We start from the raw sequence: 11,112 nt of genomic DNA, 5'->3' as shown, positions 1-11,112 counted from the left end.
GAGCGTGACGATGCCCTCCCACGACGCAAAGGGCGTGGAGATGTGGTGGCCTGCTGACATGCGGGCTCCTGCGAGATGGATTGAGGGAGGGGACGAACCGGGTTCGTCAGACTTCCGGCGCCGCCGCGTTCTGCGCCGCCAGCGATCGAATGCGGTCGCTCATCGTTTCCAGCACCTGGGCCGTGCTGAAGGCGAGGTTGGGCAGGGTGGCGTCCATGTCGGCCAGGGCCATGGCGTTGGCGCGCAGGCAGGCCGCCAGATCATTGGCCGAACAGGTCAGCGGCCCAGCGCCGCCGAGTCCGAGATCGAGCAGCGGCGACAGCTTGGCGCAGTTGGCGGACTTCGTGACTTCGACGGCGGCGGCGTCATGTGCCGCCTCCATAAGCAGGGTGGATGGTGAGAGGCGCGTGGCGAGGCTGCCTTTAGAAGTCGGCCAAAACGGTGAGCCTCAAGGTTCCGCCTTGAACGTCAACAACCCCAGCCGTGGGATTGCGCGCCCTGTAACTGACCGTATCAGTGCCGCTGACCCATGCATCGATGACAGCGCCGCCCATATTGCGGTTGAATGCGGCGCTCACGCGCTGGGGGTCGCCCCCAAGCGCCCGCGCGCCAGGCACGGCGACAGTTTGCGTCGTATCCGATGCGCCGGCCGCCAGAGAGGGGGGATCGTATGCGACGCTCACAGAGCCGATCCGGTTCCATGAGTTGCCCTCATTCACGTAGTTTGTGGCCGTGAGGGTCTGAATCAGCACCCGGTCATCAACGACGTTGTTCATGCGGCTGACACACCCCCGAACGTCCAGAGTGTTAACAGTGACGCCCGCAGCGCAAACCAGTCCGAGGGCTGCGGTCCTGACGTTTGTGGCGACCTGCGCGCAGTCGCGTATCTTGACCACGCAGTTAGGGCTGACGAAGTTCATCAGAGTGATGAGCCCTTGGCCACTGCCCGCGTCATAGTCTCCACCCGAGAGGTCGGAGATTTCGATCAACTCCGGCTGGGCTGTGTGGAGATCAGAGTTCTGGTCGTTCGGCGATGTCCCAAGATACACCTTGCAGCGCTCCAAGCGAACCCGCGTCAGACGCTGCTTCTGACATCCAAGCAGGCGCAGGCCCATGAACTGCAACGCCAACGCCGCCCCCGACCTGTTCTCAATCGTCAGCCCGTCCGCATCGACGAAGTGCAGGAAACGGTGATCCACAATCGCGACGCCGCTATAAGGGGCGGAGTCCCCGACGTAGATAATTTTCGTGTTGCGATACGTGACGTCCTGATAGCCGAGGGCATACTTACCCGGAGGCGAACCCATGGTGTTGCCGAACGCCCCCTCAAGGTTGATGGCGCGCTTATCTGTTACAATGGTGACATTGGTCAGGGTGGTGTTAAGCCGCGTATCATCTGACGAATAGCGCCCCGTCTTATTCTCAAAGACAGTACTGAAGCCGGTAGCGTTCACAACGACGTCGCTCATCCAGAAGTCCGTCGTTCCAGAGTAAAGATCGAACACCTGCTTATTAGACGTGGTAATAGCCGTGATTTCGAGCCGCTCCAAGGTGATATAGCGACTACGATAGGGAGACACCTCGGAGACAAGCGTAGCGCCGCCGACCCCGTCAGCCTCCGTGGCGACCGCCTCAGTGTCGCTAAACTTGAAGACGCGGTGCGTGTTCGTGCAGACGATTTTAGCGTCAGTGACCGACACGTGCTGCCAACCATTGAAGTAAAGCGGATCAAGCTGCTGGTTGACATAGTCGAAGCCCGAGAAATCGGCTTTCACGGTGAAGTTGCGGAACACAGCGCCGCGACGGATGACGCGCAGCTGGTTTCTGAACGTCACGCGCCCGTTGATCAGGTCTCCCCCGTCAAAAGAGAAGTCATCGAACAGAAAGTTCGCGATCAGAACGTCAGAAATAGAACCGCTCGCCGTCCTGCCCTCGAAGCTCACCCCCTTGACGGACACGCCCGTCGCTCCGACAACGCTAACCTGCCCCACGCCCTGTATCTTCGCGCCTCGGGGCGCTTGCATCGACGCCTTGAGGGTGACGCCCGCCCCCACGTCATAGGTCTTCCGTGGAAGTTCAATAGCGACGCCAAGCGTGTGCGCGACGTCATGCGCCGCCTGCATCGCAGCTCGGTCAGAGCCGGAAGCTGTGCCGCCGGGCGCGCCGAACATCTCTGGGGCGATCACGCGCTCAGCTAGCTCCCACCATTGCCCGTCAGCAGACTGGAACCTACCAATGTGAGCGGGCTCTGCGGCGACGGGTTTATATAGTGCCCCGCCCCCATCGCCCGCCGAAGCATACCCGTCCAGCCTGATCGCGGACGGCTTGTTGCCCGCGCCAAAGTTATGCGCCATCGCCGCCGCACGGCTTGCAAATGAACCAATCGCCCCCCTAAACGCATCCGCCTCGACGTTGGAGCCGTCCAGATCGGCTTTGTAGTTTGTCGATTCGGCCGCCTGGACGCCGTCAAGGTTGCGAAGTCCGCCGATGGGGGCGCCGTCAGCGTCCGTGATCGCCACCGTGAAATAATCGGTGATGTCGGCAAAGATCGTCGGGAAAACACCGTCAGCGCCCGCGATGACCGGGTTGGGATGCGGAACCGTCAGCGCCTCATCAGCGTAGGTCGTCGCCAGCGTGGTCGTCTTGTCGAGGTAGAAGGTGATCCTCGCCCCGCCCAACGGGTTCCCGTTGAGATCCAGCGCGGGCATGTAGTTAGGCACGATGATGCGACCAGCCGCCATCGGGTATCTCCGTCTTGGGAAAGCGGCGTCGTCCGACGCTGCGAGGTGTGTTATGGTGGCGCTATGAGCGAGAAACCCAAGCACGCCCTATGGGGTCAGGACACGTCCCGCTGGAGCATCCTTACTCACGTGGTGGCCTGGGCCATCTTCCTGCCCTGCGCCTATGGCGTGGCGTGGCTGGCCGGAAAGCTTACCGACTTCATCCTGCCATTCTGATCCGAGGCTGTTGCGGCGCCTGAGCCGCCCCCGCTGCGCCGCTGAGTTGCGGCACCATGCGTTCGACCAGCCGCAAGCTCTCTTGCTGGCTGAATCCGCGCTGGCGCAGGATCGACAGAACCTCATCCGTGCGCGAGGGATCGGTGGCGAGGCTGATCAGCGTCTCGGCCTGCTGGTCGGACATGCCGCGCGACTTGAGCAGATCGATCGCGCCGCCGATGGCCTCACCGAACCGCCCCGTCAGGACGTTGCCGACGATGTTGCCCGCCTTCTGGGCTTCGCCGTCCTGGCTGTTCAGGAAGGTGTTCGACCCGGCGCGGGGATTGACGTTCTGGCCGGTCATCATCAACTGGCGACCGACGCCTGCTCCTTGGCGTAGTTCATCCGCCCCCTCTTGACCGAGCAGGGCCGTGGCCTTGCGCTGCATGTTTCGGTCAGTGGCGATGCTGTCGAGAACGCCCGGGGCGCCCCGTCCAGTCCCTGCGGCGCGCTCCAGGCCAGCACGCCCCGCCGCCGCAGCGATTTGGCGCTGGGCCGGGTCCATGCCTTCCACGGCCTGGACGAAGTCGGCAGGATGGCCCTTGTTGCCCGCGAAGCGATCCCCGATCTCCACAGCGTCGCCCAGCCGGGCGCGCTGAGCGTACCCTTCGAGGGCGTCGCCATAGGCCGGAACCTGATCGCGGGCGTTCTGGCGTACCGCTCGGCCCGCTGCGCCGAAGACGCGCTGTGCGTTAGCGTCAGTTCCGCCAGCCTTGCCGAGATAGCGCGACAGGAGGTCGGCGGCGCCCACGGTGATTTCCGTGTTGGGCTGATCCAGCAGCGTGTCGGCCAGCTGGTTCAGCTCGGCGGCGACGTTGCGTTCCTGCTCGTCTACCGACGACCCAAAGAGGCGGGCGGCCTGTCGAATGGCGGATCGCCCCTCTTCGCCGCGCAGGGCCATGACCGAGGACGGATCGAGTTGGACGCGCTCGCCGCGCACCGCGTCGAAAGCCGGTCGGGAGGCGTCGCGCTGATAGGCGGTCAGAGCCTCGTCTAGTTGAGCGGGCGTGGCCTCGATAGGCGACACGCGTTGGGCCAGACCTTGCGTGAAGTCCTGAACTTCGCCCCGGCGCCCTGTCGCGAAGTTTTCTGCGGCTTGGCGGCCCGGCGTCTGGCGGGTGGCGGCGACGCGGGTGCGAGATTGCACGACCGAGCCCCCGGCGTCCGCGATGGTGGGCTCAGCGCCGAAGCGGCGCATGTTAGCCACCTGGGCCTCCATGTCGTCTAGGCTAACGCCTTGGGTCAGGTCGCGGGCCGCGCGATCAACGCCGGTCATTGGGCTTCCCCGGAAGCGCTGGAGCGTCTCCCCGATGAAGTTTCCGGCCGGGCGCGTGAGGGGTGATGCGATCATGCCGACGCCGCGCGCCAACGGAGGCAGGGCCGCGCCGGTTAGACCGCCCGTCATGAGGCCGCTCAATGCGCCTTGGCCACGCTCTGCAAGGCCGCCTTCAGCGTTGCCGGCGCCGTAGGCCGCGCCGTAGCCAGCACCCACAGCACCGCCGCGCGTCATGGCGTAGCGGAGCTTGGGGGCCGAGGCTACGAACTTGCCCGATGCGATGGCGCCAGGCGCAGCAATGGCCCCAGCGACTTGTCCAGCGCCGCGCGAGACGGGGACATCTTGCTGGTCGGCCCGATCAATGGCGCGCTGGCGGTCCAGGTTTTCACGATAGGAGCCGCGACCGATCAGCGTATCGCCAGCCGCCGCGATCTCATCTGACAGGCCAAAGGTCATCGCATCGGCGGCGCCGCGCACGCCTGCGTCGATCCGGCGGAAGATGCCATTATCATCGCGGCGATCCGCCACCGCAGCCTCTGGCGTGTTCTGGGGCCGCACATAGACGCCGTCGCTTACGCGCTGGTCACCCTCCTCCTGCCCGAACTCTGGCGCGCTCGGCGGCAGTTGATAAGGCTCGCCGTCTGGACCCTGACGGAACCACCCGCCGCGCTGGATGGCGGCGATGGTGTCTTCGCGAGAGGCGCCGACGAAGTCGAACGGCTGATCAGGGCTGGCGCCCGGCGTGGGGTCAGGCGCGCCGTATCCGCCTTCCGGCAGCGGGGTTTCGCGCACGCCCTCGGTCAGCTTGGCGATGCCGGGGTAGGACGGAAGGCCGTTCTCGCTCAGGGGACCGGGGTCGCCGGGCATACCGGGGTATTCACCTAGAACAGCCCCGCCCGGTCCTGCGGCGTAGGTCGTGCCCCTGAAGGTGTCGGCGCGCGTGCGGTAGCGCTGCTCGGCCAGTTGGTCATTGCCCCGGTCGAAGTTGATGGCCGCGACCCGTTCGATTTCCGGCGTGGTGGCTGCAGCGCCGGTCAATTGGCGCAGGTTGCCTTCAGCCCAACGCAGTTCGGCTTGACGGCCCCGGTCGGACACGTCGTCGCGGATCAAGCGTCCGAAGAAGTCGCCGTCGAACGGGATCACGCCTGCCGCGTTAGCGATCTGGTTGCGAATGCCAGCCGGGTTGTAGCCCTCGCTTCGGGCTTGCTGATAGTCCTTCTCGGCGCCCGACATCATCGAGCCGTAGAGCATGGCCTTGCCTTGGCCCTCGGTCAGCTTCGCGACGGTTTCGCCGTCTGCTGATGCATCGCCAACCTTGGTGACACCCCCGCGCGGCCCGACACGCTCAATCGTTCCGTTGGGGAGCTGGCGAGCGCCTGCGCCCCATTCCGCCGACACGTCGATGGGCGCAACCTGCTGCCAGTTGCTTTGGTCCGCCGGATCGCCGCCCATGAAGCGGTAGCCGTCATAGACCTGTCCTTCAGTTGGTCCAGCCATTACCACTTACGCTCCCACGGACGGGCCGCTGGCGCGGCGGATGGTGCAGATTGACGGCCGCCCGAACGACCGCCTGACGGTGCGCTCCGCGTCTTGGCGGCGCGGGCGTTCGCGGCGTTGGCCGAAGCTTCGCGCTGTGTACCTAGCGAGCGGGTAGCGGCGATCTGGGCTTCTGCGACGCGGTCTTGCCGCGCATTGTCTTCGCGGCGATCCTGATGGCTGAGGTAGTCCTTCAGGCCGATGGCCTGGATGCGATACGCCTCTAAGGCCTGGGGGGTCAGGGTTTCAGCCGTCAGCCCTGATGGATCGATGCCGAACTGCGGCGCGTACTGTTGCGCGGCGGCAAGCTGCTGCTCAGGAGGGAGCGACTGGATTGCGCCGAGGACGGCGGCCATCTGCCCGGCCTTTTCGGCGGCCTGCGCCTTTTCAGCGGCTGTGGCCCGATCCCTGAAAGCGGTGATCTGGGCCATTTCCTCGGGCGATGAGGCAAAACCCATGGCGCCCGCGTAGTCGCCCGTCTTGAGCGCCCCGGTGATGTTCTGGCCGCGCTGGACGCCCTGCTGCTGCTGCTCATAGCCCTGGATGGCCTGGCCGGTGCGCAGGTCGCCTCCGGTGAAGGCGGCCGCGCTGGCGCCCTTGTAGTCGCCGCCTGCCATCAGGCCGCCGATCTCCCGGTTCTGGCGGTTCTCCCGCATCCGGCCCCCGAGTTGGACGCCGGTCATCAGGCCCTGTTGTGCCGCACGGAGCGGGGCGCTGTAATCAACCATCAGAACCACCCCTTAGCGCCGCCGACCATGCCGAGGCCGGTGTTCATTGCATTCGTCCAGGCCGCTGCACTGTTGAGCGAGCCCTGCGCCTTGGCGTTGGCGCCCTGCACCATCAGCCCGCCGACGTTCTGCGCGTTTTGCATCCCGGCCTGGCCGACGTTCTGCGCGACCTGCTGGCCCTGGCCCGCAACGCCGCCGACACGGTTCATCCAGTCCTGATAGTATGAGCCGAAGGTATTCTGGCCGTAGTCGTTCAGCGCCTTCATGCGCCGGCCGGAATACATGCCGCCCGTGAGGGGGGCGGCGCGGTCGATGGACTTGAGGCCCTGATCAAGCTGGGCCTGATAGCCGGGCGTCTGCATGACCTGATCGGCAATGCTCAGCGGCGGGGTGGCTGAGGGCGCAGTGGCCGGGACCTGTGTAGCTACGCCGTTCTGTGTCGTCCCCGCGACCGCTGATGGGGAGTAGCCGTCGTTATAGGTCTCCGGCACTTCCTGCTGATAGTTGACCCGTCCGGTCATCGTGGGCCGGTAGGGCGCGCCCGCCGCGCCGCCGCCGCCAAAACCAGTTCCTCCGACTACGCTGCTGCCGGGCTGCGTCTGGTAGGTCGTAGGCTGGGGTTGGCCCGTCATCGAGGGGATGCCGAGGGCCTGCATGTAGACGGACGACGCCTGTTCGCCGCGATTATAGCCCGGCATCTGGAGCTGGAGCAGCTTTTCAAACTGCTGGTTTTGCAGCTGGGCCGCCTGATCTGTGGCGTTGGCGACAGTTTTTCCGGCGCTCTTCGCAGCGCTGGAGCTTAGAGCGGCCGAGCCGAGAAGCCCACCGCCAATCGCCACGGCCGCTAGTGTTCCAATGGCCATCAGAACCTCTCTCTGTAGGCGACTTCAGTGGGGTAGGCCCCGGAACGGCGATAGATCGCGTCCACGCGGGGCAGGTTGTCGTCGTGAAGGGCGGTCCACTGGATGCCTACGGCCCCAGCTTCCTTGGCCCACTCCCGAAACGCCTTGTTCAGGGCGCGGCCCGATCCGTCGGGCGCATACCAGAACAGTTCGTAGGCGTAGATCACGGCCGGGTTGAAATACATCGGGCAGATCGCGCCGCCAATCATGCCGCCGTCCGACACGAAGACCCCGCCGCTTTCGATCAGGCGTCCGGCGAAGGCGCGCCATTCATCCATGTCCACCGGATCGACGTTGTGGGGCGAGGCCGCGTGAAAGGCGACGCCGAGGCGAACCACCTTGTCCAGATCAGCCAGCGTTGCGCGATGGGTCATCATACCTCCAGCGCCGAGACGCGGGTGTTGAGATTGCTGATCGCCAAGTCGGCTTCCTCGACCGCCTCCAGGGCTGCGGTGGCCGATCCCTGGGCGACAGTGGCGGACTCTTGGGCGGCGAGCGCGGCGGCCTCGGCGGCGTCGGCTGCGGCCTGCGCCTGCTGAATGGCGTCCACGGCTGCGGCCAGGGCGTCGATCAAGGCCTGCTGGCCCTCATCCACTGCCGCCTGACCGTTGCGCGCCTCCTCCATGAACTGGAGGAAGATGGACGTCGGCTTGCCGTCAGACGTGACGATGGGCTGTTGCGCTGAAAGCTTGGGAAGCGCCATCAGTCCACCTCAGCATATGCGGCGTAGATCACGCGCTTGACCGGATCGGTGATGCGCATCTTGAAGGCGCAACCCCGGCTCATGCCTTGGCGGGAGAACAGCACCCGGCGCTGGCGCTCGCCCTGCTTGCCGAAGCTGCGGTAGAGAGGCGCCGACCACTCCTCACCGTCCTCTGTGCGGGACAGGCTGATCTTGGGGTCCAGCGTCAACGAGCCCACGCCGGCCTCCAGTCTGACCTCAACTTCATTGACCGAGAAGCGCTCGCCCTGATTGTCGAGCCAGGGCGTGATCATCTCAAAGGGCAGCGGTTCGCCGTCTTCGTCATACCCTGCGTGTTCGAACAGATTGGCGCCACCGAACAGGTGCTTCCCGAAGGCGAAGGCGTAATGGCTGACCTGCCACGTGTCCTGCCCGTAGGACTGGCGATCATGCCAGAGGCTGGTCGCCTGATCCCAGACCACGCAGCCGTCGGGGTTGCGGAAGACCACGAATAGGTGGCCCTGCCAGACATGCGAGGTGACGACCGTCAGGCTCTTGTCGGCCCACTTGGCGATCTTGTCTTCGACGGCGAAGGTGGACACCCGCGTGGCCGTGCGCCCATCCAGGCGGCGCGCCGTGCCGTCATTGGCCAGCCAGAAGAGCGTCTCGTTGGTCGAGGCTTCAGCGCGAACGCCGGCCAGACCCACGTCCAGAGGGTCGTCAGCGTAGCGGTTGAACGGGAAGACGCTGTCGCCCGAATAATACCAGAACTCGACCGACTGGCGGCCCATCATGAGCATCGTTCGCCCGACGCGGCGGGTTCTCACCAGCGCATCCGGCACCACGTCCGAACTGTCAAAGTCCAGGGCGTCCCAATCGCCACCGGGGTTGCCCTGCGGAGAGACGAAGAATTGTTCAGTCCCGGCCTCGGTGAAGACGAAGAAACCGTTCATCCATTCGACCGATGAGGCGGCCGGCGCATCCGGGTCCGTGACCTTGACCACGCCGTCCGTCGCGTTCCAGCGCCAGATTTCCGTAGCCACGGTCATGACGACGTTGACGCCGTCGCCCGCCATGTCCACGACGCCCGCAGGGATGGCGCCGAGCATCGTCACCGTGCCGTCCGCGAAGACCTCGCACAGGTGCGTGGTGACGATGAACAGGCGTTCCTTGACCTCCAGCATAGCGCGGATGGCACCGGTCGTGGAGAATGGGGCCAGGCCCGGCGTGCCGTAGATCGGGGTCGGTGAACGCCCCTGCGGCGTCTGCTCCAGATAGCCGTTGACCAGGCGCTCGACCGAAACCACAGGCGAAGCGGCCTCGCCAGACTGTGCGCCAAGCTGGAGCGGACGACGGGCCATCAGAAGTAGACCGCGCGCTGTTCATCCACACGCGCCGACGACTTGGCCCCGGCGATCATGGCTTCAGCCCCGGTTGCATCGTACGACCTGCCGAACAGGGTCTGGCAGCGCTGGGCCACCAGATCGCAGAAGGCGCCGGCCACGCTATCGGGGATCGCATCGGCGTCCCACCAACACAGGCCCTTTTCAGTCAGCCGCGCGCGTTCCTGATCCAGCCTTTGGCCCACGCTTTCCGCGTCCTCGGCGGCCGGGTTGCTGATCGCGTCCAGCACCCGCAGGTTTTGCAGCGCCTGCTTGATCGCTTCCGCTCGCGTCATGCTGAACCTCGAAATGGGTGTGCCGAGCCAACCGCGCAGCCATCTCGGCCGGGTATTGCTCAGGCAGGGAGAGCCATTGGCCCTTCACGAACTCGACCCCGGCGTAGGTGACGCTCTCAGGTCCTTCCCCGTCTTTCAGGGGGTCTCCGATGTATCGGATCATGGGGAAAAGGGAGGGGCGCGAACCCCTCCCCTCCATCCTTACGACGCGGCGATGCCGGTCGTGTTGCCGGCGGCGGTCGTGGCCACATAGCCGGTCACAACGCCGTGGTCTTTCAGGTCGTCGCGGTCGCCTGCACCCGAGCCGAACTGCAGCTTGTTCACGCCGTAGATGCCGTCGATGGCCACGCCGTGCTTGTCGCCATAGTCGAACTCTTCGGTGCGCGAGCGCCAGCGCTTGGCATAGGCGATGCCGATAGCCTGAGCGCCGAGCAGGTAGACCGGCGTCACCTCGGCCGTGCCAGCAGCCCCCAGGTTGGTATAGACCGGAAGGTTGTCGCACTCCTTCACGATGGCGCCGTTCCAGTGCAGGTCGCCGCCTTCGAAGAGCTTGGAGCCCTCCAGCGTGGAAGCGGTTGCAGCCAGAGTGGCGGTCATCGAGGCGCGCAGGTCCGAGAACGCGGCCGGGTGAGCCAGAACGACCCAGTAGCGGCGACCATTGCCCGAATCCCGCACGGGGCGGACCTTCGGGTTGGAGGTCTTGGCCTTGTAGATCATCTTGTCCAGCACAGCCGTGGTGAACAGATCGGCCGTGGTGTCCAGCAGGGCGGCGTCGGCCGAGAAGTCGGTCAGCCCGGCCGCAGCCGCGCCGAAGACGACCCGGTCAGCGTTGTCCACCAGCCATGCGTCGCGCTGGGCCTCGGTCGAAGCCGAGAAGCCGACGCCGTTGATCGAACCCAGGGCGTTGATGACGAGATCGCGGGTGTCTTCCATGGCCCAGTCCTTCAGGACAGCACGGCCGGCCTGACGCAGCTCGATGGCGGACTTCTGCTCTTCCATCTCGGCCACGCGCACCGCGTTGCGGCGTTTGTTGACGGTGATGTCGTGCGAGCGGCTGTCCAGCGCCTCTTCGTTGCCCTCCAGGGTGCTGGAACCCGTGACGGCGGCGTTGGTCAGGCGGTTCACCAGAGCGATGGTGATGACATCGCCCTTCTTCTTGGTCAGGTCTTCCTTGACCTGAATGACGGCGTTTTCGTCCGAGCCCATCATCGACTTGATGGGAAGCTCTTGCAGGTACTCGGTGAAGAACTTGTCTTCCCACTGCTGGACAGTCAGGCCGGTGGCGGCGACGGTGTTAGCCATGGTGGTGGTGTC

11 protein-coding genes are annotated in these 11,112 nt (G+C 65.4%); 1 reads left to right on the top strand and 10 read right to left on the bottom strand.

All coding sequences use genetic code 11. The features are described 5' to 3' along the window. Positions 1–106: 106 nt before the first annotated feature. Both HNP51_RS17280 and HNP51_RS17275 read right to left on the bottom strand, forming a co-directional pair. Complete coding sequence (locus HNP51_RS17280) at positions 107–382, bottom strand: hypothetical protein (protein WP_184273360.1); 276 nt, start codon at positions 380–382, stop codon at positions 107–109. A 40-nt stretch (positions 383–422) separates the two neighbouring features. Further along, entirely contained in the window at positions 423–2,741 is a 2,319-nt protein-coding gene (locus HNP51_RS17275) for a hypothetical protein (protein WP_184273363.1), read from the bottom strand. Between the two features lie 63 nt (positions 2,742–2,804). Here HNP51_RS17275 and HNP51_RS17270 point away from each other — a divergent pair, with 63 nt between their 5' ends. Further along, complete coding sequence (locus tag HNP51_RS17270; protein ID WP_184273366.1) at positions 2,805–2,957, top strand: hypothetical protein; 153 nt, start codon at positions 2,805–2,807, stop codon at positions 2,955–2,957. Here the strand turns inward: HNP51_RS17270 and HNP51_RS17265 are convergent. The 8 genes from HNP51_RS17265 to HNP51_RS17230 form a co-directional block, all read right to left on the bottom strand. Beyond that, positions 2,941–5,769: a hypothetical protein gene (locus tag HNP51_RS17265; protein WP_184273369.1), complete on the bottom strand. Its 2,829-nt coding sequence runs from the start codon at positions 5,767–5,769 to the stop codon at positions 2,941–2,943. The genes HNP51_RS17270 and HNP51_RS17265 overlap by 17 nt on opposite strands. Beyond that, positions 5,769–6,536: a hypothetical protein gene (locus HNP51_RS17260; protein ID WP_184273372.1), complete on the bottom strand. Its 768-nt coding sequence runs from the start codon at positions 6,534–6,536 to the stop codon at positions 5,769–5,771. The genes HNP51_RS17265 and HNP51_RS17260 overlap by 1 nt, the downstream gene beginning before the upstream one ends. Next, positions 6,536–7,399 (bottom strand): hypothetical protein, encoded by an 864-nt coding sequence (locus HNP51_RS17255; RefSeq protein WP_184273376.1) that lies wholly within the window; start codon positions 7,397–7,399, stop codon positions 6,536–6,538. The genes HNP51_RS17260 and HNP51_RS17255 overlap by 1 nt, the downstream gene beginning before the upstream one ends. Beyond that, on the bottom strand, positions 7,399–7,812 hold the full coding sequence (locus HNP51_RS17250) for a hypothetical protein (protein ID WP_184273380.1): 414 nt from the start codon (positions 7,810–7,812) through the stop codon (positions 7,399–7,401). The genes HNP51_RS17255 and HNP51_RS17250 overlap by 1 nt, the downstream gene beginning before the upstream one ends. Beyond that, the gene (locus HNP51_RS17245; protein WP_184273383.1) at positions 7,812–8,141 is read right to left on the bottom strand and encodes a hypothetical protein; all 330 of its coding nucleotides are present in this window, start codon (positions 8,139–8,141) and stop codon (positions 7,812–7,814) included. The genes HNP51_RS17250 and HNP51_RS17245 overlap by 1 nt, the downstream gene beginning before the upstream one ends. Next, positions 8,141–9,481 (bottom strand): hypothetical protein, encoded by a 1,341-nt coding sequence (locus HNP51_RS17240; protein ID WP_184273385.1) that lies wholly within the window; start codon positions 9,479–9,481, stop codon positions 8,141–8,143. Before HNP51_RS17240 ends, HNP51_RS17245 begins: the two co-directional genes overlap by 1 nt. Beyond that, entirely contained in the window at positions 9,481–9,798 is a 318-nt protein-coding gene (locus HNP51_RS17235; RefSeq protein WP_184273388.1) for a hypothetical protein, read from the bottom strand. Before HNP51_RS17235 ends, HNP51_RS17240 begins: the two co-directional genes overlap by 1 nt. 201 nt (positions 9,799–9,999) lie before the next feature. Next, a complete protein-coding gene (locus HNP51_RS17230) occupies positions 10,000–11,100 on the bottom strand; it encodes a DUF4043 family protein (RefSeq protein WP_184273391.1) in 1,101 nt (366 codons plus the stop codon). Positions 11,101–11,112 lie beyond the last annotated feature (12 nt).

It is taken from the genome of Brevundimonas bullata (assembly GCF_014207965.1).
Classification (GTDB): domain Bacteria; phylum Pseudomonadota; class Alphaproteobacteria; order Caulobacterales; family Caulobacteraceae; genus Brevundimonas; species Brevundimonas bullata_A.
This window is presented reverse-complemented; position numbering and strand designations above follow the sequence as displayed.

Coding starts and splice junctions, on each gene's coding strand:
- HNP51_RS17240 (WP_184273385.1), bottom strand. CDS start 9,481: ATGGCCCGTCGTCCGCTCCAGCTTGGCGCACAGTCTGGCGAGGCCGCT.
- HNP51_RS17245 (WP_184273383.1), bottom strand. CDS start 8,141: ATGGCGCTTCCCAAGCTTTCAGCGCAACAGCCCATCGTCACGTCTGAC.
- HNP51_RS17280 (WP_184273360.1), bottom strand. CDS start 382: ATGGAGGCGGCACATGACGCCGCCGCCGTCGAAGTCACGAAGTCCGCC.
- HNP51_RS17275 (WP_184273363.1), bottom strand. CDS start 2,741: ATGGCGGCTGGTCGCATCATCGTGCCTAACTACATGCCCGCGCTGGAT.
- HNP51_RS17260 (WP_184273372.1), bottom strand. CDS start 6,536: ATGGTTGATTACAGCGCCCCGCTCCGTGCGGCACAACAGGGCCTGATG.
- HNP51_RS17270 (WP_184273366.1), top strand. CDS start 2,805: ATGAGCGAGAAACCCAAGCACGCCCTATGGGGTCAGGACACGTCCCGC.
- HNP51_RS17230 (WP_184273391.1), bottom strand. CDS start 11,100: ATGGCTAACACCGTCGCCGCCACCGGCCTGACTGTCCAGCAGTGGGAA.
- HNP51_RS17235 (WP_184273388.1), bottom strand. CDS start 9,798: ATGACGCGAGCGGAAGCGATCAAGCAGGCGCTGCAAAACCTGCGGGTG.
- HNP51_RS17265 (WP_184273369.1), bottom strand. CDS start 5,769: ATGGCTGGACCAACTGAAGGACAGGTCTATGACGGCTACCGCTTCATG.
- HNP51_RS17255 (WP_184273376.1), bottom strand. CDS start 7,399: ATGGCCATTGGAACACTAGCGGCCGTGGCGATTGGCGGTGGGCTTCTC.
- HNP51_RS17250 (WP_184273380.1), bottom strand. CDS start 7,812: ATGACCCATCGCGCAACGCTGGCTGATCTGGACAAGGTGGTTCGCCTC.